The 25,949-nt window shown below is 72.9% G+C and carries 22 protein-coding genes; 12 read left to right on the top strand and 10 right to left on the bottom strand.

Going from position 1 to position 25,949, the window contains the following annotated elements; genetic code table 11:
- Positions 1-83 precede the first annotated feature (83 nt).
- Together JOD51_RS16155 and JOD51_RS16150 are read left to right on the top strand one after the other, a co-directional pair.
- The gene (locus tag JOD51_RS16155; protein ID WP_204610346.1) at positions 84-1,022 is read left to right on the top strand and encodes a helix-turn-helix transcriptional regulator; all 939 of its coding nucleotides are present in this window, start codon (positions 84-86) and stop codon (positions 1,020-1,022) included.
- A gap of 415 nt (positions 1,023-1,437) precedes the next feature.
- Positions 1,438-1,911 carry a hypothetical protein gene (locus JOD51_RS16150; protein WP_204610344.1) on the top strand — a complete coding sequence of 158 codons (474 nt, stop codon included), beginning with the start codon at positions 1,438-1,440 and terminating at the stop codon, positions 1,909-1,911.
- Positions 1,912-2,013: 102 nt separating this feature from the next.
- Here JOD51_RS16150 and JOD51_RS16145 read toward each other — a convergent pair whose 3' ends face one another.
- Positions 2,014-2,889: a DUF808 domain-containing protein gene (locus JOD51_RS16145; protein WP_204610342.1), complete on the bottom strand. Its 876-nt coding sequence runs from the start codon at positions 2,887-2,889 to the stop codon at positions 2,014-2,016.
- 151 nt (positions 2,890-3,040) lie between these two features.
- Between JOD51_RS16145 and JOD51_RS16140 the strand changes: the two genes are divergently transcribed.
- From JOD51_RS16140 to JOD51_RS16120, 5 genes are all read left to right on the top strand, one after another.
- Positions 3,041-3,724 (top strand): YceI family protein, encoded by a 684-nt coding sequence (locus JOD51_RS16140; RefSeq protein WP_204610340.1) that lies wholly within the window; start codon positions 3,041-3,043, stop codon positions 3,722-3,724.
- Positions 3,725-3,726: 2 nt separating this feature from the next.
- A complete protein-coding gene (locus JOD51_RS16135) occupies positions 3,727-4,236 on the top strand; it encodes a sigma-70 family RNA polymerase sigma factor (protein WP_204610338.1) in 510 nt (169 codons plus the stop codon).
- A complete protein-coding gene (locus tag JOD51_RS16130) occupies positions 4,233-4,943 on the top strand; it encodes an anti-sigma factor family protein (RefSeq protein WP_204610336.1) in 711 nt (236 codons plus the stop codon). The genes JOD51_RS16135 and JOD51_RS16130 overlap by 4 nt, the downstream gene beginning before the upstream one ends.
- A gap of 34 nt (positions 4,944-4,977) precedes the next feature.
- The gene (locus tag JOD51_RS16125) at positions 4,978-5,853 is read left to right on the top strand and encodes a serine hydrolase domain-containing protein (RefSeq protein ID WP_204610334.1); all 876 of its coding nucleotides are present in this window, start codon (positions 4,978-4,980) and stop codon (positions 5,851-5,853) included.
- A gap of 110 nt (positions 5,854-5,963) precedes the next feature.
- Positions 5,964-11,465: a discoidin domain-containing protein gene (locus tag JOD51_RS16120; RefSeq protein WP_204610333.1), complete on the top strand. Its 5,502-nt coding sequence runs from the start codon at positions 5,964-5,966 to the stop codon at positions 11,463-11,465.
- 239 nt (positions 11,466-11,704) lie between these two features.
- Here the strand turns inward: JOD51_RS16120 and JOD51_RS16115 are convergent, their stop codons facing one another.
- Positions 11,705-12,868: a PP2C family protein-serine/threonine phosphatase gene (locus JOD51_RS16115; protein WP_204610331.1), complete on the bottom strand. Its 1,164-nt coding sequence runs from the start codon at positions 12,866-12,868 to the stop codon at positions 11,705-11,707.
- A 62-nt stretch (positions 12,869-12,930) separates the two neighbouring features.
- A complete protein-coding gene (locus JOD51_RS16110; RefSeq protein WP_204610329.1) occupies positions 12,931-13,416 on the bottom strand; it encodes a MarR family winged helix-turn-helix transcriptional regulator in 486 nt (161 codons plus the stop codon).
- A gap of 119 nt (positions 13,417-13,535) precedes the next feature.
- Here JOD51_RS16110 and JOD51_RS16105 point away from each other — a divergent pair, with 119 nt between their 5' ends.
- Positions 13,536-17,087: a proline dehydrogenase family protein gene (locus tag JOD51_RS16105; RefSeq protein WP_204610327.1), complete on the top strand. Its 3,552-nt coding sequence runs from the start codon at positions 13,536-13,538 to the stop codon at positions 17,085-17,087.
- Positions 17,088-17,225: 138 nt separating this feature from the next.
- Positions 17,226-17,438, top strand: a complete 213-nt coding sequence (locus tag JOD51_RS16100) for a hypothetical protein (RefSeq protein ID WP_204610325.1) — start codon at positions 17,226-17,228, stop codon at positions 17,436-17,438.
- A gap of 64 nt (positions 17,439-17,502) precedes the next feature.
- Here JOD51_RS16100 and JOD51_RS16095 read toward each other — a convergent pair whose 3' ends face one another.
- The 4 genes from JOD51_RS16095 to JOD51_RS16080 form a co-directional block, all read right to left on the bottom strand.
- A complete protein-coding gene (locus JOD51_RS16095) occupies positions 17,503-17,862 on the bottom strand; it encodes a hypothetical protein (protein ID WP_204610323.1) in 360 nt (119 codons plus the stop codon).
- The gene (locus tag JOD51_RS16090; protein ID WP_204610321.1) at positions 17,859-18,857 is read right to left on the bottom strand and encodes an SDR family oxidoreductase; all 999 of its coding nucleotides are present in this window, start codon (positions 18,855-18,857) and stop codon (positions 17,859-17,861) included. The genes JOD51_RS16095 and JOD51_RS16090 overlap by 4 nt, the downstream gene beginning before the upstream one ends.
- Before the next feature lie 250 nt (positions 18,858-19,107).
- Positions 19,108-19,893, bottom strand: coding sequence for a YqjF family protein (locus tag JOD51_RS16085; RefSeq protein WP_239539900.1), 786 nt, complete (start codon positions 19,891-19,893; stop codon positions 19,108-19,110).
- A gap of 156 nt (positions 19,894-20,049) precedes the next feature.
- Complete coding sequence (locus JOD51_RS16080) at positions 20,050-20,487, bottom strand: Lrp/AsnC family transcriptional regulator (RefSeq protein ID WP_111076413.1); 438 nt, start codon at positions 20,485-20,487, stop codon at positions 20,050-20,052.
- A gap of 266 nt (positions 20,488-20,753) precedes the next feature.
- Between JOD51_RS16080 and ddaH the strand changes: the two genes are divergently transcribed.
- Positions 20,754-21,644 carry a dimethylargininase gene (gene ddaH, locus JOD51_RS16075; RefSeq protein ID WP_343892394.1) on the top strand — a complete coding sequence of 297 codons (891 nt, stop codon included), beginning with the start codon at positions 20,754-20,756 and terminating at the stop codon, positions 21,642-21,644.
- Positions 21,644-22,867, top strand: a complete 1,224-nt coding sequence (rocD, locus tag JOD51_RS16070) for an ornithine--oxo-acid transaminase (RefSeq protein ID WP_204610319.1) — start codon at positions 21,644-21,646, stop codon at positions 22,865-22,867. Before ddaH ends, rocD begins: the two co-directional genes overlap by 1 nt.
- A gap of 216 nt (positions 22,868-23,083) precedes the next feature.
- Here the strand turns inward: rocD and JOD51_RS16065 are convergent, their stop codons facing one another.
- The 3 genes from JOD51_RS16065 to JOD51_RS16055 are packed head-to-tail and all read right to left on the bottom strand — an operon-like array spanning position 23,084 to position 24,604.
- A complete protein-coding gene (locus tag JOD51_RS16065; protein WP_204610317.1) occupies positions 23,084-24,085 on the bottom strand; it encodes an SDR family oxidoreductase in 1,002 nt (333 codons plus the stop codon).
- 59 nt (positions 24,086-24,144) lie between these two features.
- A complete protein-coding gene (locus tag JOD51_RS16060; RefSeq protein WP_204610315.1) occupies positions 24,145-24,468 on the bottom strand; it encodes a hypothetical protein in 324 nt (107 codons plus the stop codon).
- Positions 24,461-24,604: a hypothetical protein gene (locus tag JOD51_RS16055; protein ID WP_204610313.1), complete on the bottom strand. Its 144-nt coding sequence runs from the start codon at positions 24,602-24,604 to the stop codon at positions 24,461-24,463. The genes JOD51_RS16060 and JOD51_RS16055 overlap by 8 nt, the downstream gene beginning before the upstream one ends.
- A gap of 298 nt (positions 24,605-24,902) precedes the next feature.
- Between JOD51_RS16055 and JOD51_RS16050 the strand changes: the two genes are divergently transcribed.
- Entirely contained in the window at positions 24,903-25,913 is a 1,011-nt protein-coding gene (locus JOD51_RS16050) for an aldo/keto reductase family protein (protein ID WP_204610311.1), read from the top strand.
- Positions 25,914-25,949 lie beyond the last annotated feature (36 nt).

Here is a 25,949-nt window from a genome sequence, read left to right as displayed (position 1 = left end):
AGCACCGCCTGTCGAGGCGGAGCCGGCCCCGCCGTCGTGCCGATGACCGGCGCAGGCGGCGTCGGCGTGGTAGACCCCTCCACATGAGCAGTCCTTCGTTCCTCGACGTGGAGACGACGAACGCCGACGAACTCACCGAGGCGATCAGCGCGGGGTTCGGGTACCGCGTCGCCGCGTCCTCGCGCACCGTCGCCCACCGCCAGCACGTCATCGTCGGGAACCCCGTCACGATCGCGGACCTGCAGTGGGACGCCGAGGTGCGCGTCGCGTTCGAGGCCACCGACGAGGTGGTGTTCGTGGAGGTCCACTCGGGCGCCTACGCGTTCAACCCCTGGGGCTGCGACGAGGTCATCGGCGAGGGCGGCGCGTTCGTGACGCCGCCCGACCAGGCGCTCGAGTTCGTCATCGACCACGCCGTCGCCTCGACCTGCTCGTTCTCGGCGCAGCTGCTCCGCCGGGTCGCCCGCGAGGTCTGGGACGACGACGGGGTCCGCCTGGCGGAGGGGACCGTGCGGCCGGTCGACGCCGCGCGGCACTGGCTCTGGCGTCGGACCGTGCAGGAGTACCGCCAGCAGGTGCTCGAGACGCCCGACGTCTACGGCAACGAGCTCCTCCGTGCCGAGGCGTCCCGGTTCGTCGTCGTGAGCGCGATCTCGGCGTTCGGGCTGGTCACCGAACCACGGCGTGAGGCGTCGGTGAGTGCGGCCGTCCGCCGCGCGACCGCCTGGGTCGACGAGCACCGGCGCGAGCCGATCACCGTGCAGGACATCGCCGCTGCCGCACGGCTCTCGCCGCGCGGGCTCTCGCTCGCCTTCCGTCGTGAGCGCGGGCAGACGCCGATGGAGTACGTCCGGCTGGCGCGGGTCGACGGAGCCCGCGCGGACCTGCTCGCCGGCGACCCGACGCGGGGTGACACCGTCGCGGGCATCGCGGCCGACTGGGGGTTCAGCAACGCCGGGCGCTTCACGGCGCTCTACCGCCGGACCTACGGCGAGGCCCCGCGCCGGACGCTGATGGGCTGAACCGGCGCCCGATCGACCGCCACCGCCCGGTGGGTGCCGAGGGCGGAGGATGGTGAGGCCCCCGCCCTCGCTTCCCAGGACCCTGATCCGGCCCCTGGGATGCCCTCATTGTGCCAGCGGGACGCCGTTCGTGCAGGGGGTTCGCGCTCCGGGAGGACCGTTCCCGGGCCCGGCGTGCCGTCGGCGGCCAGGTGCTGCCGACAGCGTCACGCCACGGCCGATACCGGGCCGGTCGAGCATCCGGTCTCGATCCGGCAACGTTCCGCCGACGGTGCCCACCGGCCGGGTCCGGACGCCGGCCTGCTCGGTAGCGTTCACCGCGGTGGCCGTCCACGACGATCCGCCGTCACGACGATCAGCTGTCACCACGATCAGTCGGACGGGCCCCGGCCACGTCGACGAGGGGACCCCGACCATGCACCGCTGGACCGCTCTGCTCGCCGCGGTCGGTGTGCTGGCCCTCGTCGGGTGCTCGCAGGAACCGGTCGACCCGGCCGCGATCGACCGGTGGAGTGTCTCGAGCGCCGCCGCGGTCGAGCACGACGACGACGTGCTCGCGGTGCTCAGCGCCGAGGTCGGTGCCGGGAAGACCGAGGAACTCGAGCGTGGGTCGGTCGCGACGTCCTTCGCGGCGCCCGCGGAGATCGCATCGCTGGAGTTCTCGTGCTTCGGGGACGGGACCATGGCGACCGAGGTCGAAATCGAGTCCCACGGCTCGACGGTGACGTACGGTGCCGAACCGATGCAGTGTGGCGGACGGCCGCAGCGCCTCCGGGTCCCGGCGAAGTGGCGGCACGAGGTCGACCGCGTGGGGTTCGGCGGACGCGACAGCACGGCCGACAGTGCCTGGCAGCTGACCGTCCGCGGCTCCGGCGGCGCAGCCGACTGACGACCGGCCGCGCCGGAGCGACCCGCCGCGCCGGAGCGACCCGCCGCGCCGGAGCGGCCGGCCGAGACCGCGGGTCCGGGTGGCGCACGGCCGCGTGCACCCTCAGTGCGTGCGGCCCCGCAGGCGTCCGATCCCCAGGACGATGCCGACGACGACCATCCCGAGCACGAGGCCCGCGACGGCCGAGATCGCCGTGTCCACGATCCACGTCACGACGGGTCCGGCACCCTCGACCGCCACCTCGACGTGGTGCAGCAGCTCGTACGGCCCGGCCCAGAACGTCTCCGCCAGGTTCGCGATCACCAGGTGTCCGCCGACCCAGAGCATCGCGACCGTGCCGACGATGCTGATCACGCGGAACACGGCCGGCATCGCGCGGACGATCCGGGCGCCGGCGCGACGGGTGCGGCGGACCGGGTTCTTCATCATCTGCAGGCCGATGTCGTCGATCTTCACCAGCAGTGCGACGGCGCCGTAGACCAGCAGGGTCATGCCGAGGCCGATCACCGCGAGCGCACCGAGCGTCTGCCAGAAGCCCAGGTCGGTGTCCAGGCTGGCGAGCCCGATGAGCATGATCTCGGTGCTCAGGATCAGGTCGGTGCGGATCGCGCCGAACACCAGCTTCGGTTCGCTCGCGGCGTCCTCCGTGGCGGTCTCGTGGTGCACGCCGAACCACTCGGTGACCTTCTCGGCCCCCTCGAAGCACAGGTAGGTGCCGCCGATGACGAGCAGCCACGGCAGCACCCAGGGCGCGAACGCCGACAGCAGCAGCGCCAGCGGGATGATGATGACGAACTTGTTGAACAGGCTGCCGAGGGCGATCCGGCCGACCACCGGCAGTTCGCGTGCGGGCGCGAGCCCCTGCACGTACTGCGGGGTGACGGCGGCGTCGTCGATGACCACGCCCGCGGTCTTCGCGCTGGCCTTGAGCGCTGCGCTGAGGATGTCGTCCACGACGGCGAGCAGTCCGACTGACATGGGTGGTCTCCTCGAGCGTCCGTGCGGTGTCCGGGCAGCGTCGGGGCAGGCTGTCCGGCCGCTCAGGCTAGTGGCCCCCAGGTGAGCGTTCCCGATGAGCCGACCGATCCGTGAACGATCCCGTCGCCGGTCTCGTGTCCTGGGTATGGGAATGCGAACTCGTACCAAGGTCATCATCGGCATCGCGGCGGGCGTCGTCGTCATCGGAGGGGTCGGCGTCGTCGTCGGTCCCCGCCTCTACGCGGACGCCGTCAACGGTTCCGCCGCCGCCGCACCGTCGCTCTCGCCGGCCGCCGCGGGCAAGCTCGACGCCGCCTCCGCCGACGGCACGTGGAAGTCCGGCTCCGGTTCCTACGCCGGGTACCGGGTGCACGAGGTCCTGCAGGGGCAGGATGTCACCGTGGTCGGACGGACGAAGCAGGTGGAGGGCACGGCGACCGTCGCCGACGGCAAGCTGTCCGACGCCACCGTCACCGTCCAGGTCGGCAAGATCAGCACGCCGGAAGCCGCGCGCGACGCCTACTTCCGTGACAAGGCCCTGCAGACCGACAAGTTCCCGACCGCGACGTTCCGCGTCACGAAGCCGGTCGACGTCTCGGGCGCCCTCGGTGGCTCGACCCAGAGCGTCACCCTGAGCGGCGACCTCACCATGCACGGCGTCACGAAGTCCGTGAGCGCGGACGCGCAGGTCGCCGTCGGCAAGGACGGCGACGTCCAGGTCGCCGGCAAGGTCCCGGTCACGTTCCAGGACTACGGCGTCACGGCACCGTCGCTCGGCTTCGTCACGGTGGACCCGAAGGGCTCGGTCGAGTTCTCGCTCGACCTCGCGAAGTGACGATGGCCGCATCGGGACCGGACGAGCTGCTCGGCGCGCTCTACCGCGAGCACGGCGACGCACTGCTCCGGTACGTGCGGCACCTCACCCGCGACGCCGGCCACGTCGAGGACATCGTCCAGGAGACGATGGTCCGCGCCTGGCAGCGGCCCACCGTGCTGGAACGCGAACCGGACGCCGCCCGCGCCTGGCTGTTCACGGTGGCCCGCAACCTGGTGGTCGACGACGCCCGGTCCGCCCGGAACCGCCGCGAGCACGGCACCGACCAACCGGTCGACCGGATCGAGGCGGACCGGACGGACGCGGTCCTCGACCGCATCGTCGTGGCCGACGCCCTGGCGTCGTTGTCGTCGGAGCACCGCCGGGTGGTCGTCGACGCGTACTGGCTCGGGCACACCGTGCCGGAGATCGCCCGGCGACACGACCTCCCCGAGGGCACCGTGAAGTCACGGTTGCACTACGGGCTCCGAGCACTGCGGCTCGCCCTGCAGGAGAGAGGCGTCACCCGATGAGCGACGACCGCTACGCCGAGTGGGACGCGGCCTACGTCCTCGGGTCGCTGCCGCCCGCCGAACGCCTGGACTACGAGCGCCACCTGGAGCACTGCGACGCCTGTCGCTCGGCCGTCGCCGAGCTGGCGGGTCTGCCGGGGCTGCTGGGGCGCCTCCCGGCCGACGCCGCGGTGGAGATCGCGGAACCGGACGGGAGGCCCGTCACCGGCCACGAGAGCACCCTCGCCTCGGTCGCGCACCGCGTCCGTCGGCGTCGGCGTCGCCGACGTGTGCACGTCTCGGTCAGCGCCGGCTTCGCCGTCGTCGTCGCCGTGGTCGCGGGGCTGGGCGTCGGCCTGCGCGCCGACGCACCGGGCACCGAGGCGGCCGCGCCGACCGTGTCGACCGGCGCGTCCGCGGACCGGTACGCGCTGACCGGCAAGTCCGGGTTCGACGTCGACCTGGCGGTGCGCAACGAGGCCTGGGGCACCCGGTTCGACTGGGGCTGCTCCTACGGCGGACGTGACTGGTCCGCCGACGGCTCGGTGATGTACGACCTGGTCGTCGTCCGCACCGACGGCTCCGCCGAACGGATCGCGTCGTGGACGGCGTCCGGCCGGGAGGCCCACGGACTGTCCGCCACCACCGACGTGCCCCGCGCCGACATCGCGAGCGTCGAGGTCCGGCTGCGGGGGGAGACGGGGACGCTGGCGCGGACCGACCTCTGACCCGGACCGACCTCTGACGCGCCAGGATGGTCCGGTGACACGCGCGCAGACCGTCCGGGACGCCGTCGTCGACGAGGTCGCCCGCACCGGCTTCGTCGCCCACGGCCTGCACGTGCGCATCGGTGACGACGTCGCGGAACACCACTGGGTACCCGACGTCCGCCGGGACGTGCAGTCCGTCGCGAAGGGCGTCTGCGTCCTGGCGGTCGGCGTCGCGGCGGACGACGGGCTGGTCGACCTCGACGAACCGGTGTCGACGCTCCTGCCCGGCTGGACGTTCGGCGACGGGGCCGGAGCGATCACGCTCCGGCACCTGCTCAGCATGACGAGCGGCATCGACCTGCCGTGGACCCCGACCCTGCTGACCGACTGGCCGGACCTGGCCGTCGAGTTCCTCGGCCGACCGTCCCGCGGACGCGTGTTCCAGTACGCGAACGCCAGCACCTACACGGCGATGCGCGTGCTCGAGACCCGGGTCGGTGACGTCGGCCGGTTCGTGCAGGACCGGCTGCTCACCCCGCTCGGCATCGCGGACACCGAGTGGGAGCGCTGCCCGCTCGGCTTCGTCGCGGCCGGGGGCGGACTGTGGCTCGACACCGCCGAACTCGCGCGCCTCGGCCGGTTCGTCCGCGACCGCGGCCAGGTCGGTGGGCAGCAGCTCGTCGCTCCCGGGTGGGTCGACGCGCTGCACGCCGACTGGGTCGTCGCGGGGGTGAACCCCGCCTACGAACGGTACGCGCTCGCCGGGTGGGACGGGCCCGCGCAGCTGTGGCGGCTGCACGGTGCGTACGGGCAGATGCTGCTGTTCGACGAGGCCCGGAGCGCCGTGGTGAGCGTCACGGCGGACGACCACGCCGGAGCGGACGCGGTGGCGGCGTTCGTGGCGGCGGCGATCGCCGCGGACGCCTGAGCCCCCGCTGTCGCCCCCGCCGACGCGCCCCCGAACTGGGGTCGTGAATCCGGCTCAGGTCCGCACTTCCGCCGACTGACGGCTGCCGACCCCGTCAGTACGGTCGTTCCGTGCCACGACGCCACGCGGAACGACCGCGCAGAAGCAGCTCCTCGCCCCGCTCCACCGCGACGTCCGGGGTCCTCGTGATCGCGGCGGTCATCGCGCTCACCGGACCCGCGACCGCTGCGCATGCCGCTGACCGGCCGGCCGGGTCGTCGAGGACCGCGCAGTCGACCCCGGCGGCGCGGCCGGCCAGCACCGCGCTGCCGAGCCCGGCCGCGGTCCCGGCTCTGCCCGCCGACGGCACCCGGGTCGGCTCCGGGTCGTTCGCACCCACCCCGCCCGCGACGATCAGCGACAGCGCCGACGTGCAGAAGACGGTGGACCAGCACCTGTACGTCGACCCGTCGCAGGCGGGGAAGCCGGTGCCGACCAACCAGTGGTGGACCGACCTGCTCGTGAGCAAGTACTCCGGCGACATGTGGGCGTACCCGTTCGTCTCCTCGAACAGCCAGGACGGCACGAAGCTGACCTCCCCGACCAGGTGGAACGACGACGGCACCGCGATGCAGCTGGAGTCCCCGGTGACGGTGAGCGGCACGGTGACGCCGGAGGCCGACCCCTCGGACGAGCTCATCGCGGACTTCGAGCAGGGCGTGCCCGACGGGTGGACGAGCACCGGCACGGCCTTCAGCCGGGCGACCGGGACCCCGTCGGGGCAGAGCCAGGTGTCGGGATGGCTCGGCAACGGCTACCTGACCTCGTGGGGCACCACCGCCGGCGCCACCGCCGGCGACGGTGCCACGGGCACCCTGACGTCGGGGTCGTTCACGATCGACCACCGGCACCTGGCGTTCACCATCGCCGGAGGCGAGCACGCCGACCAGGAGGCCGTGCAGCTCGTCGTCGGCGGACAGGTCGTCGCCTCCGCCACCGGCACGAACAGCGAGCAGTTCCGCTGGGTCGACTGGGACGTCAGCACGTGGGCGGGCCAGCAGGCGCAGCTCCGGGTCGTCGACTCGTTGCCCGCCGGCTGGGCGCACGTGATGGTCGACCAGGTGCTGCTGACGGACGAGCCGGACGGGGTCGCGCAGCGGTTCTCCACGGCGTTCTCCGCGACCGAGGCGGACGCGCTCCGCTGGGGTGACTGGAACGTCAGCTGGCGGATGCCGCAGGCCGGGTCGGGCGGCCAGTACATGGACGTCACCAGCGTGCAGGGCAACCCCTACGAGTGGTTCGAGTACCACGGCATGACCCCGCGCCTGACGGTGCAGGCGGGCGCGACGATCACCGACGGCGCCGGGGAGCCGATCGTCTTCCCGTTCACGGGTGACCGGTTCGAGATCCGGCAGGGCGACCACGTCTACGGCGTGCACGCACCGGACGAGACCACCTTCACGCGGAGCGGCACCGCGATCGACGCCGCCGCGGGGACCCGGTACCTCGTGCTGAGTGCGGTGCCGACGACCGGTCTGAGCCTCGACGACCTGCAGCAGTACGCGTTCGCCGTGCCACGGAACACCACGATGGACTACTCGTACGACCCCGCGGAGGGGCAGGTCGAGCAGCAGTGGTCCGTGCAGACGGACGCGCTGCAGGGCTCGAACCACGACACCGTGCAGGGCTGGCTGCAGCACCAGTACGCGGAGTCGACGAACGACCTGCGCTTCACCGGAGCCACCTACGCCACCCCGCGCGGCACCATGAAGACCACGATCGGTCACGACGGCTGGACCCTCGACTACGCCTTCACCGGCCTCACCCCCACCGGTGCGCCGCCGCAGGGGCAGGACGAACGGGACGTGCTCCGGAAGTACCTGTCCGACTACGCCAAGAAGACCACGTACGGCGGCGACACCTACTGGGGCGGCAAGGACCTCCAGCAGCTCGCCGAGTACATGACGGTGGCGCAGCAGATCGGTGACACCGCCGCCGAGCAGCAGCTGCAGGCCACGCTCACGACGGCCCTGACCGACTGGTACACCTACTCGACGGGGGAGAGCGAGCACTTTTTCGCGATGTACCCGACGTGGAAGGCCCTGATCGGCTTCGGCGACTCGTACGGGTCCGCACAGTTCAACGACAACCACTTCCACTACGGGTACTTCGCCGTCGCGACGGCGCTCCTCGGGGCGGTCGATCCCGACTGGGCGAAGCGGTACGAGGGCATGGCCACCCTGGTGACGAAGCAGTACGCCGACTGGGACCGCGACGACGACCGGTTCCCGCACCTGCGCACCTTCGGCGTGTGGGAGGGGCACTCGAACGCCGGTGGGTTCTCGTCCCCGGGCGGCAACAACCAGGAGTCGTCGTCCGAGGCGATCCAGTCCGAAGCGGGCCTGTTCCTGCTCGGCACCGTCCTCGGGAACGAGGAGATGCAGGCCACCGGCGCGATGGAGTACGTCACCGAACGCGCCGCGGTCCGCGACTACTACCAGAACGCACACGGCAACCCGGCGTCGAAGGCGTACGACGGCAACGGCGCGTTCCCGGACGCGTACCAGCACGGCCAGGCGGGCATCCTGTTCGACTCCGGCCAGGCCGAGGCCACCTACTTCTCCGGCGACCCGGCGTGGATCTACGGCATCCAGTGGATGCCGACCGCTCCCTGGTTCGACTACTTCGGCTGGGACCCGGACTTCTCGAAGGCGATCATGCGGCAGATGATGCAGGCACGTCCGGAGGTCGTCGGGCAGGACGGCGTCGCAGGCGGCAACGCCGCGCACATCCAGATGCTCACCAAGAAGTGGTGGGGCGTCGGGACCTACGGCAACGACGCGATCTCGCAGGACCGGGACGCCGCCATCGGTGAGCTCGAGGACGCGATCCGTGCCGCCGAGCGGAACCACCCCGGCTTCGTCACGGCGAAGACGGCCGCCAACCCGCTCTACGACCAGGCGACCGGCACGCTCGTCGTCAGCACCGACGCGGACGGCGAGGTCGTCTTCCCGGCGGAGTACTGGACACCGACCACCCTGCCCGCGTCCCTCGTGCCCGCGGAGCTCGACGGGCCGACCGCGGACCGGCAGCCGAAGGACTGGCCGACACAGTCGCCGCTCCTGTCGTACCTGTCCACGGACTACACGGCGGACAAGTCGACGATCGACCGGCTGTACTCGGTCGATCTGACCCACTACACGCCGGGCACCGACACCGCCCACGCAGCCGCCGTGTTCAGCGACATGGGGGACGCACTCGGCAACGTCGTGCTCGGCTTCCTCGCGCAGTACGACCCGGACACGTACCTCGACATCCACCAGGCGCTCTGGGCGGCGGAGGACCCGGCGGTCACCGGCCAGTCGATGGCCGGACTGGTCTACCACCAGGCCGTGTCGAACCGCACGGTGGGCACCGAGGTCACCGACCGGCACACCTCCGATCCGCTCAGCCAGGTGTTCCGCGCGGCCGACGGCACCTACTCGTACGTGCTCGACAACACCGACGACGTCCAGCACACCCACGACGTGTACGACGGCCAGCGGGTGATCGGCCAGATCGCCGTCCCCGCGCACACGCAGATCACCTCCCACCTCGACGCCCACCTGGCGGAGATCGTCGTCGGCACGACGGGGAGCCCGACGACGCTCGTCCCCGGCTCCACGACGCGGTTCACGGCCACCGGGTACGACCAGTACGGCGCGACCATGCCGCTCGACGGACTGACCTGGGACGCCAGCACCGGCAGGATCGCGGCCGACGGCACGTACGAGGCCACGGAGCGCGCCGCCAGTGCCACGCTCACCGCCGCGGTCGGGTCGGTCCGTGACACGTACCGGTTCCGGGTCGCGTCGGCTCCCGAGCTCACGTCGATCGCGGTGACGCCCGGGTTCGAGCAGCTGGTGGTCGGCACACCGGCCGAGTTCGCGGCCGCCGGCCACGACCAGTACGGCGACCCGATCGACCTGTCGGGTCCGGTCACCTGGGCCACGACCCTGCCGGGAGGCACGGTGGACGCCGGCAGCGTCCGTGCGGCCGGCAGCGGGGCCGGGTACGTCACCGCCACGAGCGGCGGGGTGGAGGGCAGCGCCGTGGTCTCGGCGGTCGCCACCGTCCCCGACCAGGCGCTCCACGCCACCGCCGTCGCGACCTCGAGCGACGGGGGGAACACGCCGGGCAAGGCGCTCGACGGCGACCCGGCGACCCGGTGGGAGAGCGCGCACGGGCAGGACGCCGTCGACTACACCGTCGACCTCGGCCGTCCGACCGACGTCACCGACGTCGACATCACGTGGGAGGGCGCCGCCGCGGCGGAGTACGACCTGCAGGTGGCCGACTCCGCCGACGGCCCCTGGCACACCGTGCGGGACGTGACGAAGACGACGGCCGCAGCCGACCACGTCGCCGTCGGCACCACCGCCCGGTTCGTGCGGATGCACGGCATCGACCGGCTCACGCAGTACGGCTACTCGATCTGGTCCTTCGCGGTGCACGGCACCCCGTCGGCCTCGGTGATCACCCCGTCGACGGTGCTGGTCGGACCGCGTGCCACGCGCCTCCCGGCAGGCGGCAGCACCACGGTGACCGCGTACGCGTTCGACGCGGACGGCAACGGCGGACCGGTGACGGCAGCCGCCGACACCGACGGTGCAGCGGCGTGGACGATCGACGGCGGCGGCACGATCGCCGGCGACGGCACGGTCACGGCCGCTGCGGCCGCCGGCGTCACCGCCACCGTGCACGCCGTCGTCGGTGGGGCGTCCGGGCAGGCGACGGTCACGACCGTCGCGAACGGGGCGTTCGGCGACCCCGACCCCGGGACGGCGCCTGGCGACGGCGGACACGCGCCACGGGACATCGCGGTCGGCAAGCCGGTGACGACGTCCTCCGACGAGCGCGGCGACCTGTCCGGTGATCACGCGGTCGACGGCAGCCGGACCACCCGGTGGGCGAGCCGGGCCGCGGACGACCAGTGGATCGCGGTCGACCTGGGCGCCGTGGTCCCCGTCGACCGGGTCGTCCTCGACTGGGAGGCGGCGTACGCGGACCGCTACCAGGTGCAGGTGCGCGCCACGACCGACGAGGACTGGCAGACCGTCGCCACCGAGGCGCACGGCACGGGCGGCACCGCGACCCACGAGCTGGACGCGGTGCGGGCGCGGTACGTGCGGATGCTCGGTGTCGAGCGGCACACCTCCTACGGCTACTCGCTCTGGGCGTTCCGGGTGGACTCGACCGAGGGTGCGCCGACCCCCGACCTGGCGCGGAACGCCCCGACGACCTCGTCGACCGACGAGACGGCCGGTGTCGCCGCGCCGAACGCCACGGACGGGGACCCGGGCTCCCGCTGGGCGAGCGGCCACACCGACGACCAGTGGCTCGACGTCGACCTCGGCTCGGCCGAACCCCTGCACCGGGCGACCCTGCGGTGGGAGGACGCGTCCGGGTCCGCCTACCGGATCGAGGCGCGGAACGGTCCCGACGACGCGTGGACCACACTCGCGACCGTCGACGACGGCGACGGCGGGACGGACGTGGTCGACCTGTCCGGGACCTGGCGGCACGTCCGGTTCCAGGGCGTGCACCGGGCCACCGGGTACGGGTACTCGCTCTACGCGTTCGAGGTGCGCTGACCCGGGCGGCGACGACGAACGCGTTCCGCGGACAGTCCGGGGGCTGGTCGAGGACATCCACCGCGCCTGTCAGCTGCGCGGGGCATGCTGACGCCAGTTCGATGTACCTGTTCGGGTCAGGAGCACGGGCGACGGTGCTGGTGCCTGGACCACAGGTACCAGCACCTGTACGTCCGGGGTCGTGCGGGACGGGGTCGTGCCCGACGAGTCCGTGCCCGCCGGGTCCGTGTCCGCCGCGGTCAGGCGGCGTCGCGTGCCAGGACCAGCACGGTCACGTCGTCCTCCGCGTGCTCGGCGGCACGCAGTCGGACCGTCTCGAGGAACGCGGACGTGCTCGGCGCCCGGCGCAACGTCCGCCCGATGTCCGTCAGCGTGTCGATCGTGCCGTCGCCCAGGTCCAGTGCGCCGTCACTCGCCACGAGCAGCGCATCACCCGGCTCGAGCACCAGGGACCCCGGGCGGAACGGGACCCCCTGCGGGTGCAGACCGAGCGGCAGGTCCCGCGACCGGCGGATCTCCGACGTGCCGTCCGCGTGCAGGTGCACGACGAGTCCGTGCCCGGCGTCCACGAAGTCGAGCCGCCCGGTGCTCGGCGTCAGGCGCGAGTGGAACAGCGTCGCGAACGCCGAGGCCCGACCGAGGTCCTCGGTCATCCGTGGTGCGACGGCGGCGACGGCGGCCACCGGCGTCAGGTCCTCGTGCTGCCGGAGCGCTGCCCGGAGCCCGGCGGCCAGCAGCGCGGCGGGCTGCTCCTTGCCCATGATGTCCGCGAGCGTGACGGTCACGGCGTCGTCGGCGACCGTCCAGTCGTGGACGTCACCGCTCAGGTCGCCGTACGGCACGCTGAGCCCGGTGAGCGTCCAGCCGGGGACGTGCACGGGCGGTGGGGTCAGGGCCTCGACGACCTCGAGCAGCCGGTCGTGCTGCAGCCCCTTCGCCAGGGCCTGCTCGGTCCAGCGGCCGAGGTCGATCAGCGCGGCCTCGTCCTGCGGGCTGAACTCCCGCGGCCGGACGTCCATCAGGCACAGGCTGCCGATCGTCAGCTCGCCCGGCATGGTCAGGGGGACGCCGGCGTAGAAGCGGATGCCACGGCTGGTCACCCCGGGCAGGTGCACGGTGCGCGGGTCGTCGAGCGTGTCCCGCACGACCGTCGGACCGGGGCGCTGGACGGTGAGCTGGCAGAACGACCACTCGACCGGCCCGGACGTCGGCTCGCCGGCGATGTTCTGCGTCAGGGTGTGCAGCAGGGTGTCGTCGAGCAGGTTGATGTACGACAGCGGGACGTCGAAGACCTCGCGGGCGATGCGGACGATCCGGTCGAAGCGTTCGGACGGTGCGAGTCCGACGACGTCGAGCGCGGCGACGAGTGCCGCACGTGCGGATCGTGAGCCGTCGGTGTCCATCTGGCCTCCCCCGCACAGTCGGTCCCGGGCATCCTCCCACGACGGGTACCGCGACGCTCAGGTCATGCGTCCCCGTGGACGACGTCCGTGCCGGTGTCGACCGGGCCGAGTGCGTCGAGGACCCGGTGCGAGACGGCCCGCAGCGTGTCCGCGTCACCGGCCACGGGCCTCCAGAACAGCTGTTCCAGCGCGGCGGTGTGTGCCCGGATGCCGGCGAGCACCGCGCGGCGACCGTCCGGGGTCATCACGATCCAGCTGCCGCGGCCGTCGGTGGGGCAGTCGGCACGCGCGACCAGCCCCCGGGAGACCATGCGGGTGACCTGGTGGCTGACGCGCGACTTCTCCCAGCCGATGCCCGCGGCCATGTCGCGGACGCGCAGCCGGTGCTCGGGGTCGCGGTGCAGGCCGATGAGGATCTCGAACTCGGGGATGGAGATCCCGGCGTCCCGCTGCACCGCGACGTCGAGCGCCCGGTCCAGCCCGCGCCAGACGTCGTGGAACGCGTCCCACGTGGCCCAGTCGTGGCCGTCAGCGCCGTGCTCCACCATCCGGCCAGCGTATCCGTGAGGACAGCTCGTCGGGGGTGCGGTCATCCGTTCGGCTGACTCCTGGACGGCACACGGGCGCCTCCGAGGAGACGTCGGGGGAGCGGCCTACGATCGAGACCATGCCGCCCGCCCGCCTCCAGGACTGCACCGACGACGCATCCGCCCTCGTCGGGCGTTGGCTGGAGTCCTCTCGCGGGGTCAAGCCCGACGCCCGGGCCGCCCGGCTCGCCGAGGTCCTGCGCGACGAGCGCGGTCTCGACTTCGCACGCGGGTTCGTCGACAAGGTGATCCGGCCGGACGACCCGAAGGTCGCGGCCCGCAACCTCGAGAAGGCCAGCCGCGACGTGCCGGACTTCCTCGCCTGGTACCTGCGCGGTGCCGTGACCGTCGGCGGCGGCTTCGCCACGATGGCACCGTGGGCGGTCATCCCGTCCGCGCGCCGGGTCCTCCGCCGCCTCGCCGGACACCTGGTCGTCGACGCCCCGCCGGCCCGACTCGGTGCAGCGCTCGGCAAGGTCGCCCGCCCGGGTACCCGGATCGACGTGCTGCCCCTCGGCCCGACCGTGTTCGGACCGGCCGAGAGCGACCGCCGACTGGCGTGGATCACCGACCTGGTCGGCCGCGATGACGTGCCGGCCGTGTCCTTCGCGGTGGCGGACGTCGTTCCGCCCACCGCACCCTGGGCGCTCGAGGACGCCACCGCGCAGGCGGTCGACCGGCTCGCCCCGGTGTTCCACGCCGCCGACGCCGGCGGCAGCACGGTCACGCTGCTCGTCGACGGCCCGGACGACCTGGACCTGACCGTCGCCGTCCTCCGCACCCTGCTCGACCAGGACGCGTTCGCCCACACGACCGCGGGCATCACGCTGCCGGCGTCGCTGCCGGACAGCCTCGGCGTCCTGGCGGCCCTCACCGAGTGGGCCACCGCGCGACGGTTCCGCGGCGGCGCACCCATCCGGGTCCGGCTCGTCGACGGCGCCCACCTGGCCGAGGAGCGCGCCGACGCCCTCGTGCACGGTCGCCCGTCGGCCCTCTTCGCCAGCCGCACGCAGATCGACGCGGCACTCCTCCGTCTGCTCGACGCCGCACTCACGCCGGAGCACACCGACGCGGTCCGGATCGCGCTCGCCGGGCTGGACCCCGTCCTGCTCGCGGCGGCCCGCGTGCTCGCCGAGGGCCGCGGGGTGACCGACGCGCTCGAGGTCGAGATGCTCCTGGGCACGACCGGCACCGTGCTCGACGCCGTGCGCGCCGACGTCGGCACGGTCACCCTGCTCACCCCGGTGGTGCACCCGGACGAGTTCGACGCGGCGATCCCGTACCTCGCCCGCCGGCTGCGCGAGGGTGCGGCGGCGACCCCGGCCGCGGCGGACGACGACGCCCGGGCCGACGCCGTCCAGCGTGCGCACACCCGACTGGCCGCCGCCGTCGCCGCGCTCGACGGGCCCGCCCCGACCACCCTCCGTCCCCAGGACCGCCGGGTGCCGCTCGGCGCCCCGGCGATCCGACCCGTGCACCCACCCGCCGTCGACACCGACGCCGGGGTCGACGCCAACCGGCAGTGGGCCGCCGACCTGCTCCGCCGCGTCCCCCGCTCACAGCTCGGCACCGCCACCATCCGCGGCGCCCGGGTCACCGACCGGCCCCGTCTCGAACGCACCATCGCCCGCACCGCGCAGGCCGGCGTCAACTGGGGACGGCAGGACCCGCAGGACCGCGCCGAACTGCTGGACCTCGTCGCGCACGAGCTCGAGACCCGCCGCGCCGACCTGGTCGAGGTCGTCGTGGCCGAGACCGCGATGACCCTGACCGAGGCGGACCGCCAGGTCAGCGGTGCCGTCGACGCCGCCCACCACGCCGCCGACCGGGCACGGCACCTGGTCGACGTCACGGCAGCCACCTTCGTGCCACCGCGCCTGACGGTCGTCGTCGCGCCGTGGAACTCCCCGCTGACGACCCCGGCCGACGGGGTGCTCTCGGCGCTCGCCGCCGGCAGCGGGGTCGTCCTCAAGCCCTCGCCGCTCGCCAAGCGCTCGGGCGCGGTGCTCGCCGACGTGTTCTGGAACGCCGGGGTCCCGCACTCGATGCTCCAGCTCGTCGACCTCGACGTCAGCGAGCTCGGCCGTGACCTGGTCGCCCACCCCGCCGTCGACCGGGTCCTGCTCACCGGGTCGCCCGACACCGCCCGCTCGTTCCGCTGGTGGCGTGCCGGGCTGCCGCTCCTCGCCGACACCGGTGCGGTCTCGGCGGCCGTCGTCACCGCCGCGGCCGACGTCGACCAGGCCGTCCGCGACGTCGTCGCCTCGGCGTTCACCCAGTCCGGGCAGGCCGCCGCCGCGATCTCGCTCGTGGTGCTCGTCGGCTCGGTCGGCGAGGACGGTGTCGACAGCCGGTTCCTCCGCCAGCTCGCCGACGCCACCCGTGCGCTCCGGGCCGCCTGGCCCACCGACCCCGCCGCGCAGGTCGGCCCGCTCGTCGTCGAGCCCACCGGTGCAGCACGTGCCGCCCTGACCGAGCTCGCCCCGGGGGAGTCCTGGCTCGTCGAACCCCGCATGCTCGACGAGTCCGGTCGGCTCTGGTCGCCGGGCGTCCGCGTCGGCGTCCGCCCCGGCAGCGCCGCCACCCACCCGGAGGCCGGCGTCCCGGTCCTCGGGGTCGTGCACGTCGAGACGCTCGAGCAGGCGATCGCGATCCAGAACGGCGGCGACCACGGCCTGGTCGAGGCACTGCACACGCTCGACGTCGACGAGGTCGCGCTCTGGACCGACCGGGTCGACGCCGGCACCCTCGTGGTGAACCGTGCGACGACCGACACCACCGTCGTCCGACAGCCCGCCGGCGGCTGGGGCAGTTCGTCGGTCGGACCCGGCGCCAAGCGCGGCGGCCCCGACTCGGTCGCGATGCTCGGCCACTGGGAGCCCGTGCCCCGCACCGTGCACAAGAGCATCCAGCTGCACGGTCTGCCGCCGCGGATCACCGCCCTGATCGAGGCCTCCCGCAGCGGACTGTCCTTCGAGGAGTTCGACCAGGTCCGGGCCGGAGCCATCAGCGACGCCCAGGCCCGCGAGGAGCGCTTCGGACGGTCCCGCGACACCGCGGACCTCGGCGTCGAACGGAACGTCCTGCGGTACCGACCGCAGTCCGTCGTGGTCCGCCAGTCCGAAGGAGTCAGCACGGGCGACCTCATCCGCACCCTCGCCACCGCGACCGCCGCCCGCGCCCACGTCCTGCTGAGCACCGCCCGCGCGCTGCCCGGCCCCCTGACGCAGCTGCTCGCGAGCGGCCGGTCCCCGCTCGACGTCGTCGACCACCTGGTCGAGACCGACGACGAGTTCCTCGCCCGAGCGGCGTCCGGTGCCCTCCTGCGAGAACAGTGGTCCGGTGGCACCGCCGAACCGCAGGACGCCATCGACATGGTGCTGTCGCAGGGCTTCGAGCCCCGACCGCACAGCGCCTTCGGCGGCCCGGGCTCCCGGATCCGGCTGCTCGGCGGCGATCCCCTCGCGCTCGAGGAGGCGCTCGGCGCGGGCATCGACACCGCCATCCACGACGCCCCCGTCGTCGAGGCCGGCGTCGTCGAGATGGCGCACTACCTCCGGGAGCAGACGGTGGTCGTCACCGCGCACCGACACGGGGACCTGGACCCCGAGTTCGCCCGCCTGCGGCTCTGACGCCGGGCCGGCGTGCCGGACGGGAGGCCCGACCCGAGTCCGGTGCGCGGCAGACGTGATGCGGGCCTCCCGTCCGTTCTCCGCACCACCTGGGGTGCACCCGTGAGGCGACCCGGTGCGCGGCGTAGCGTTCCGGACATGAGTGCAGCAGAGCGTGACAACGGGGTCCAGTCCGAGCCGGTCATGGACGGTGCGACCGACGCGACCAACGAGGAGAAGCTGCACGGTCTCGTGGAGCAGGTCCAGCACGACCACGGGGACGAGGGTGCCGGCGTGATGGCCGACCACCTGCGTGACCGTCTCGAGGAGACCGGTGTCGAGGCCGAGGACCCGGCCTCCGAGGTCGAGTAGCAGCAGCGCGACGAACGCCCCCGCCGACCGTCAGGTCAGCGGGGGCGTTCGGCGTCCGTGCGGTTCAGCGCTTGCCGCTCCGGCCCCGGCCGACCAGGGCGACCTCGAGCACGGTGAGGAGCGTCGCGATCCAGAACTGCCGGACGGCGAACCGGCGCGACTGCCGGTCGAACAGGGCCAGCGGCACCATCGTGACGCCGTGGGTGGCGTCGACCAGGGCGCTCACCGTGTGGGCGTCCGCCGTCCCCGCGCGGAGCACGAGGCCGGCCTGGGTGAGCTGGCGCACGCCGAGGACCCGCGCCAGCACGGCCGGACGGCCGAGTGCGCGTCGGGACCCGAGCAGGTGGGCGACCCCGATGCCGGCGCGCAGGAGTTCGACGGCCAGTGCCCGCTGCTGCCGGCCGCTGCGACCCGCGCCGCTCATCGACGGCGTCCGGCAGCCGTGGCGACCGCGAGTCCGGCGACCCCGAGGACCGCGCCGATGATCCCGTTGCCGAGTCGACGGTGCTCCACCCACCAGGTCTGCGGCGACCACTCGTGGGACTGCTCGTCGAACGCACCGTGCGCGCCGTGGTCCCCGGGGACCGGCTCGTACAGGTTGACGCCGATCTCCTCGCCGTCCTTCTCCGGGATCTGCTGCCCGCCGACCAGGGTCTTCGCGGCGTACCAGTCCGCGAACCGGCCGCTGATCCGGTTGCCGAGGATCGTGTACACCGTGGACTCACCGACCCAGGTCCGACGGCGGGGGTGCTCCGCGGTGGCCGCGATCGCGCGGGCGCCGACCTCGGGCTGGTAGATCGGCGCGACGGGCTGCGCGTGGTGGGGGAGCGTCGACTTCACCCAGCCGAACTGGATCGTGTTGAGCGCAGGCATGTCGACCCGACTGATCCGGACCTTGCTGCCCTGCTCGATGAGCTCCGAGACGACCGACTCGGTGAACCCGACGATGGCGTGCTTCGACCCGCAGTAGGCGCCCTGCAGCGGGATGCCCCGCGAGCCCAGCGCCGAACCGACCTGGATCACGTGCCCGGAGTCCCGCGACACCATGCGCGACAGTGCTGCACGCGTGCCGTTCACGACCCCGAGGTAGTCGACCTGCGTCGCGCGCTCGAAGTCCTCCGGCGCGGTGTCGAGGAACCTGCCGAACACCCCGACCATGACGCCGTTCACCCACAGGTCGATCGGGCCGAGCTCGGCCTCGACCCGGTCGGCGGCGTCCTCCACGGCCTGGCGGTCGGAGACGTCCGCGACGAGGGCCAGGCCACGGCGGCCGGCAGCCTCGACCTCGGCGACGGCCGCGTGCACGCCGTCCGCACCGCGCGCCAGGACGGCCACGTCCCAGCCGCGGGCCGCCAGTTCCCGGACCGTCGCCCGTCCGAGTCCAGCCGAACCACCGGTCACCACAGCCACACGAGTCATGCACCCCTTCTACGCGGTGCGCGCGGCGCTGCGGTCAGCCGGCGTCCCCCGGCCGCGCGGCGCTGCGCGCCGCTGCGCGCCGCCGCGCGCCGCCGCGCGCCGCCGCGCGGGGGCCGGCCGGGGCCGAGCCTCGGCTGGGCGGACAGTTCGCGGCGTCCAGCGGCCGCAGAGTGTCCCCAGGGCCGAGCCTCGGCGCCCGCCGGCCGACCCGCCGCCGGCCGCCCGCCGGCCGCCCGCCGGCCGGGCGCCGTCAGGCGCGCGGGCCCGCGAAGCGCGTCACGACACCGGGCGAGTACAGGACCGAGTCCGGCTCGAGCTCCGTCAGCGCCAGGGGCAGCCCCGCGGCCCCGATCAGGTCGTCCCGCAGTCGCGTCAGGGACGCCCGGTGCACCACCCACGAGTCGTGCTCGTTCGGCCACCACGAGGTCCGACCGGCCCGCCCCACGTGCATGCCCCACCGTGCGGTGAGGAACGACTCGAGCGGGGTCGGCTCCGTGATCGGTTCGCCGACCTCGACCTCGAGCACCGACCGCAGGCGAGACCCGTGCCGGTGCACGGCGTAGGCCATCCGGTCACCGTGCTGCCGACGGGCGACCCGTGCCCAGTGGTACGGCGTGCCGGTGACGACCCGGGCTGCTGCGGCGGGCAGGAACTTCCCCGCGTCGAGCGACAGGAACACCACCCCGCGCCGTCCGGTGTCGTCACGCGTGTAGACGCGGACGTTGACCTCGAGGAAGTCGCCGACGCTGCCGGTCCGGCCGAGCGGGCCGAACGGCGGGAACCGGGTGTCCTCGAAGCTGAACGCGATGAGGCCCACCCACGTGGTCGTGCCGTCGTCGCTGCCGTCCGGCGCCATCGTGTCGGGCCGGGTCCCCGACGGCAACAGCGGCGCCACCGCGGACACGTCCACCCGCCAGTGCACGAAGACGACGTCGCGCCAGGCCTGTTCGATCCAGGGCCGCCCCGGCAGGGCGGGCGCGGTGGGCGTCACGGCCTGGAGGCTCGGAGCACTCCCGTCGGGCATCGTCGCGGTCATCAGGTGGTCCCGTCCGTCGTCGTGGTCCGGTCCATCGTGCCCTGCCCCGCTGTGCCCCGCCTTCCGCTCCCGCAAAACGCAACCCCGGCGGCTGCGCGCATTGCGATACCGCTGCGAGACGACGCCCACGTTGCGTTTCGCGGAAGGGGAGGGGGATCAGTCGGAGCCGCGGCTGACGAGCTTCGACAGGACGATCGCCGAGCGGGTGTGGTCGACCTGCGGGGCGAGGCGGACGCGGTCCAGTGCCTCCTCGAGCGCGGGCAGGTCGCGCGACCGCATGTGCACGACGGCGTCGGCGCTGCCGGTGACCGTGCCGGCGTCGACGACCTCGGGCACGGCGTCGAGCAGGGTGCGCAGTTCGTCGGGGGAGACGGTGCCGCGGCAGTACAGCTCGACCCACGCCTCGGTGCCGCGGTCGTCGACGGCCGGGTCGACCTTGATCGTGAAGCCCTGGATCACGCCGTCGGCGACGAGCCGGTCGACGCGGCGCTTCACGGCCGAGGCGGAGAGCCCGACGACCGAGCCGATGTCGCCGTAGCCCGCGCGGGCGTTCTCCCGCAGCTGGTCGAGGATGCGGTGGTCGAGCGAATCCATTGTGCTGATCCTACGCGTGGTCGTTGCGAGCAGACACCGACCGACGCAGGAAACGTGCGTGGCGAGCCGTGCCCCGGACGGCTCTCCTGTGCGAGGAACGCTGCAGGCGTCGGTGCTTGTGTCGGTGCTGTTCCGCCCGGCGCTGGTGTGGTTGACTCTCGATCAGGCGTCGACCTGGTCCGCCTCCCGCGAGTGAGCCTGCATCTCGTGGGGGCTCTCACCGTGGTGGTTCCTGGCAGGCTCGGGCCCCGGTCCTGGAGGACCTCGTGTCGAACACCGCACCCCAGCCCACCACCGCCCTGCAGCGCACGGCCACCCACCGCACCGTCCTGATGTGCAAGCCGACCCACTACACGGTCAGCTACCGGATCAACCCCTGGATGCACCCGGAGGAGCCGACCGACACCGCGAAGGCCGTCGCGCAGTGGCAGAGCCTCGTCGACGTGTACGAGCGGCTCGGCTTCGCGATCCACCAGATCGACCCGATCGAGGGCCTGCCGGACATGGTCTACGCGGCCAACGGCGGCTTCGTCCTCGACGGTGTCGCGTACGGCGCCAAGTTCCAGTACCCGGAGCGTCAGCCCGAGGGCCCGGCGTACATGGACTGGTTCCGTCAGGCCGGCCTGAGCGTCGCCGAGCCCGAGGAGACGAACGAGGGCGAGGGCGACTTCCTGCTCATCGGCGACACCATCTACGCCGGCACCGGGTTCCGCTCGGACAGCACCTCGCACGAGGAGCTCGCCCGCGTCTACGGCCGCGAGGTCGTCACCCTGAACCTCGTCAACCCGAGCTTCTACCACCTGGACACCGCCATCGCGGCCCTCGACCCGGTGCCCGACGCCGAGGGCAAGTCGAACATCGCGTACCTCGAGAGCGCCTTCGACGAGCCGTCCCTGGCCATCCTCCGCGAGCGCTTCCCGGACGCGATCATCGCGACCGAGGAGGACGCCGCCATCCTCGGCCTGAACTCGTACTCCGACGGCTACAACGTCGTGATCGCCGCACGTGCCACCACGTTCGCCGAGCAGCTGCGCGAGAAGGGCTACAACCCGATCGGCGTCGACCTGTCCGAGCTGCTCCTCGGTGGTGGCGGCGTGAAGTGCTGCACGCTCGACCTGCACCCGATCGGCACCGGCACCTCCGTGGCGCGCTCCTGATGGCCGGCGCGCTCGGCGTGAACACGGCCGCGGCGCTCGCCGTGGAGGACCGTGCCCTCGCCCACAACTACAGCCCGCTCCCGGTGGTCATCGCCTCCGGCCACGGTGCGACCGTCACCGACGTCGACGGCCGCACCTACCTGGACGGACTCGCCGCCTACTCGGCGGTCAACTTCGGACACGGCAACCCGCGCCTCCTGACCGCGGCCCGCGACCAGCTCGACCGCGTGACCCTGACGAGCCGGGCGTTCGTCAACGACCGCCTCGGCCCGTTCGCGACCGGACTGACCGAGCTCACCGGCACCGAGATGATGCTGCCGATGAACACCGGCGCCGAGGCCGTGGAGTCCGCGATCAAGGTCGCCCGCGCCTGGGGCTACCGCGTCAAGGGCGTCCCCGCCGGACAGGCGACGGTCATCGTGGCGAGCGGGAACTTCCACGGCCGCACGACGACGATCATCTCGTTCTCGGACGACCCCGACGCGCGCAACGACTTCGGGCCGTACACGCCCGGGTTCCGCACCGTGCCGTACGGCGACGCGGCGGCACTCCGGGAGGCGATGGACGACACCGTCGTGGCCGTCCTGCTCGAGCCGATCCAGGGCGAGGGCGGCGTCGTCATCCCGCCGGCCGACTACCTGCCGGCGGTCCGCGAGGTCTGCGACGAGTTCGGCGCACTGTTCATCGCCGACGAGATCCAGTCCGGCCTCGGGCGCACCGGCCACACCCTGGCGGTGTCGCGCGTCGGCGTCCGGCCCGACCTCATCACGCTCGGCAAGGCTCTCGGCGGCGGCATCGTGCCGGTGTCCGCCGTGGTCGGTCGCGCCGACGTGCTCGGGGTCCTGCGTCCCGGTGAGCACGGCTCGACCTTCGGCGGCAACCCGCTCGCCGCGGCCGTCGGGTCCGAGGTCGTCGCGATGCTCGCCGAGGGCACGTTCCAGCAGCGGGCACTCGAGGGCGAACCGGTCCTCCGCGGGTTCCTCGACGAACTCATCGGCCACGGCGTCGTCGCGCACCGGGTCGCCGGACTCTGGGCCGGGATCGACATCGACCCCGCGCTCGGCACCGGCAAGCAGGTCGCGAAGGAGCTCGCCGCGCGCGGGCTGCTCGTCAAGGACACGCACGGGTCGACGATCCGCTTCGCGCCGCCGCTCGTCGTCACCGACGAGGAGATCGCCACCGCGATGCAGGCCCTCGGCGCGGTCCTCCGCGACCTGGCGTAGGGCGCGCCGGCCGGCCGCCGGCCGCGCCGGCCGGCCGTGGGCCGCGCGGCGCGAGCCGCCTGCGCACAACAGGAACCGGCCCGAACCACGGACTCCCGTGGTTCGGGCCGGTTCCTGTTGTGCCCCTCCCGATGGCGCCGCGCGGCGGCCCGGGGCGAGGGGCGGACGGGAGGCTCGTGGCGGGCCCGCCCCGCGCCTCCCGTCCGACAGGTGGCGCTAGAGGCGACCCGGCGCGTACGCCTCGGCGAGCCGGTCCATCAGGGCGTCCTTCTCCTCGTCGACGACCTGCGCCTCCGGGTGTGCGTCGTACCAGGCGACCAGTTCGCGGGCCCCCTCGCGGAACGAGGTGCGTGCCGCCCAACCCGGCACCAGCGTCCGCACCTTGCTGTTGTCGAACACCATGCTGTTCGCCTTGTCGCCGACCACGCCCGCGCCCCACTCCGGGTCCGCGGCCGCGATCGCGTCCGCCGGCACGTGCACGATCTGCGGTTCCGGGGCGCCCGCGGCGGCCGCGACCTCCTGGTGGATGCGGTCCCACGTCGGCGACTCCTGGCCGGTGATGTGGAACGCCTCGCCGATCGCCTCGGCCCGGTCGAGCACCCCGACGAACGCGACCGCGAAGTCCCGCGCGTGCGTGAGCGTCCACAGCGAGGTCCCGTCGCCCGGCACGACCACCGGCCTGCCCGCCCGCATCCGCGCGACGACCGTCCACCCGCCGTCGAACGGCAGCAGCGTCTCGTCGTAGGTGTGCGACGGCCGGATGATCGTCATCGGGAAGTCGTCCTGCCGGTACGCGGCGACGAGCAGGTCCTCGCACGCGATCTTGTCCCGCGAGTACTGCCAGTACGGGTTCTTCAACGGCGTCGACTCGGTCACCGGCAGGTGCGTCGGCGGGGTCTGGTAGGCCGACGCCGAGCTGATGAACACGTACTGGCGGGTCCTGCCGGTGAAGAAGTCGACGTCGGCCTGCACCTGGTCGGGGGTGAACGCGACGAAGTCGATGACCACGTCGAACGTGCGGTCGCCGATTGCCGCCGCCAGCGCCTCCCGGTCCGACACGTCGGCCTGGAGGCGCGTCACCGCATCCGGCAACGCCCGCTTCTCCGTCGTGCCCCGGTTGAGCACCGCGACTTCGAAGCCCTGGTCCACCGCCTCGCGCACGCAGGCGGCGCTGATGATGCCGCTCCCGCCGATGAACAGCACGCTGGATCCGGTCATGGATGCTCCCTTGCTCCCGGCGGTGCGTCCGCGCACCGCGCCTCTTGCGATCCTGCACCTCACGGGCTGGGGCGGCCGTCGAGCAGGGCCGGCAGAGAAGTCGTCGCGGACGCCCACTCCGCGGCCACCGGGCTGATCCATCCGAGCAGCTCGATCGCGTAGTCGTGGTCCCGACGCAGGTCTCGCTGGTGGATCGGTTCGTGGTGTGCTGCTCGGTTGCGTACGTAGTGGAGTTGCTGCAACCGGAGCTTCACCTCCTTCCCGCGAGTTCGCAGTTCGGCGGGACCGTGCGGGAATGCCCGATGCAGCCCCGGTACCCAGAGCGACGTGTGGTAGCGGGATTCGACGAGGTACCGCCAGAACCCGAAGGTGAGTTCAGCCACGACTCGACCACGCCTCCAGCTCTCGGTCGAGCGCGTTCCGACAGACCACTTCCACCATGCCGGTGAGCTCCATCACGCTGGCAGCGGTCCGCATGTTCCACTCGTACAACCGGAGTGCGCCTCTGGTCGAGCTCATGGAGCGCTCGTAGGAGGACAACCGAGCGCGAGTGATCAGCTCCGTCAGTGCGCATCGTTCCTCTGTCGGCGCGCAATCTCCCATGGTCGTTCCTCTCCGTGTACAATCTCCTTCGAAGACCCCGGAACGATCCCTGGCCACAGCCACATCGCCGGGGTTTCGTCTTGGTCGGACGCGGTCTGATACATCAGAGTATCGTCATGCTCGATCGCTCGGGGGCTGAGGCAGTGCGAGCGGTCGGGGGACTACCGTCACGGGCGTGCCGCATCGACGCGGCCACGACAGGAGTGACAGACACATGGAGTACCGCTACCTCGGCAACTCGGGCCTCAAGGTCTCCGAGATCACCTACGGCAACTGGCTCACCCACGCCTCCCAGGTCGAGAACGACGCGGCGATCGCCTGCGTCCGGGCAGCGCTCGACGTCGGCATCTCGACGTTCGACACCGCCGACGTGTACGCGAACACCGGCGCCGAGACCGTCCTCGGCGAAGCCCTCAAGGGGGAGCGTCGCCAGTCGCTCGAGATCGCCACGAAGGTCTTCGGGCCGACCGGTCCCAAGGGTCACAACGACACCGGGCTCTCGCGGAAGCACATCCTCGAGTCGATCGACGGCTCGCTCGGCCGCCTGCAGACCGACTACGTCGACCTGTACCAGGCGCACCGTTTCGACCACGAGACCCCGCTCGAAGAGACCATGCAGGCGTTCGCCGACGTGGTCCGTGCGGGCAAGGTCCTGTACGTCGGCGTCTCGGAGTGGACCGCCGACCAGCTCCGTGCCGGTGCGGCACTGGCGAAGGACCTCGGCTTCCAGCTCATCTCGAACCAGCCGCAGTACTCCGCGCTCTGGCGGGTCATCGAAGAGGAGGTCGTCCCCACCTCGAAGGAACTCGGCATCTCGCAGATCGTCTGGTCCCCGATCGCCCAGGGTGTCCTGACCGGCAAGTACCAGCCCGGTCAGCCGCTGCCCGAGGGGTCCCGCGCGACCGACGACAAGGGCGGCGCGAAGATGATCTCCCGCTTCATGAACGACGAGGTGCTGTCCGCCGTGCAGGAGCTCAAGCCGGTCGCGGACGAGCTCAGCCTGTCGATGGCGCAGCTCGCCGTCGCGTGGGTGCTGCAGAACGAGAACGTGGCATCGGCCATCATCGGTGCCTCGCGTCCGGAGCAGGTGCACGACAACGCCGGCGCTGCCGGGGTGCGGATCCCGGCCGAGCTGATGTCCCGCATCGACGACGCCCTCGGTGCCGTCGTCGAGCGTGACCCGGCGAAGACGAACGACAGCAGCCCGAAGACCCGCGAGGCGTAGGCGGTCCTGCTCGGCCGGGACGAGCCTCCCGGCCGG

Source organism: Curtobacterium herbarum, from assembly GCF_016907335.1.
GTDB classification, from domain to species: Bacteria; Actinomycetota; Actinomycetes; order Actinomycetales; family Microbacteriaceae; genus Curtobacterium; species Curtobacterium herbarum.
This window is presented reverse-complemented; position numbering and strand designations above follow the sequence as displayed.

Excerpts from the sequence above, each read along its gene's own strand:
- JOD51_RS16090 (WP_204610321.1), bottom strand. The coding sequence starts at position 18,857 with ATGACTCGTGTGGCTGTGGTGACCGGTGGTTCGGCTGGACTCGGACGG.
- JOD51_RS16145 (WP_204610342.1), bottom strand. The coding sequence starts at position 2,889 with ATGTCAGTCGGACTGCTCGCCGTCGTGGACGACATCCTCAGCGCAGCG.
- rocD (WP_204610319.1), top strand. The coding sequence starts at position 21,644 with ATGGCCGGCGCGCTCGGCGTGAACACGGCCGCGGCGCTCGCCGTGGAG.
- JOD51_RS16155 (WP_204610346.1), top strand. The coding sequence starts at position 84 with ATGAGCAGTCCTTCGTTCCTCGACGTGGAGACGACGAACGCCGACGAA.
- JOD51_RS16050 (WP_204610311.1), top strand. The coding sequence starts at position 24,903 with ATGGAGTACCGCTACCTCGGCAACTCGGGCCTCAAGGTCTCCGAGATC.
- JOD51_RS16080 (WP_111076413.1), bottom strand. The coding sequence starts at position 20,487 with ATGGATTCGCTCGACCACCGCATCCTCGACCAGCTGCGGGAGAACGCC.
- JOD51_RS16055 (WP_204610313.1), bottom strand. The coding sequence starts at position 24,604 with ATGAGCTCGACCAGAGGCGCACTCCGGTTGTACGAGTGGAACATGCGG.
- JOD51_RS16065 (WP_204610317.1), bottom strand. The coding sequence starts at position 24,085 with ATGACCGGATCCAGCGTGCTGTTCATCGGCGGGAGCGGCATCATCAGC.
- JOD51_RS16115 (WP_204610331.1), bottom strand. The coding sequence starts at position 12,868 with ATGGACACCGACGGCTCACGATCCGCACGTGCGGCACTCGTCGCCGCG.
- JOD51_RS16095 (WP_204610323.1), bottom strand. The coding sequence starts at position 17,862 with ATGAGCGGCGCGGGTCGCAGCGGCCGGCAGCAGCGGGCACTGGCCGTC.
- JOD51_RS16100 (WP_204610325.1), top strand. The coding sequence starts at position 17,226 with ATGAGTGCAGCAGAGCGTGACAACGGGGTCCAGTCCGAGCCGGTCATG.
- JOD51_RS16105 (WP_204610327.1), top strand. The coding sequence starts at position 13,536 with ATGCCGCCCGCCCGCCTCCAGGACTGCACCGACGACGCATCCGCCCTC.
- JOD51_RS16110 (WP_204610329.1), bottom strand. The coding sequence starts at position 13,416 with ATGGTGGAGCACGGCGCTGACGGCCACGACTGGGCCACGTGGGACGCG.
- JOD51_RS16085 (WP_239539900.1), bottom strand. The coding sequence starts at position 19,893 with ATGACCGCGACGATGCCCGACGGGAGTGCTCCGAGCCTCCAGGCCGTG.
- JOD51_RS16135 (WP_204610338.1), top strand. The coding sequence starts at position 3,727 with ATGGCCGCATCGGGACCGGACGAGCTGCTCGGCGCGCTCTACCGCGAG.
- JOD51_RS16130 (WP_204610336.1), top strand. The coding sequence starts at position 4,233 with ATGAGCGACGACCGCTACGCCGAGTGGGACGCGGCCTACGTCCTCGGG.
- JOD51_RS16140 (WP_204610340.1), top strand. The coding sequence starts at position 3,041 with ATGCGAACTCGTACCAAGGTCATCATCGGCATCGCGGCGGGCGTCGTC.
- JOD51_RS16150 (WP_204610344.1), top strand. The coding sequence starts at position 1,438 with ATGCACCGCTGGACCGCTCTGCTCGCCGCGGTCGGTGTGCTGGCCCTC.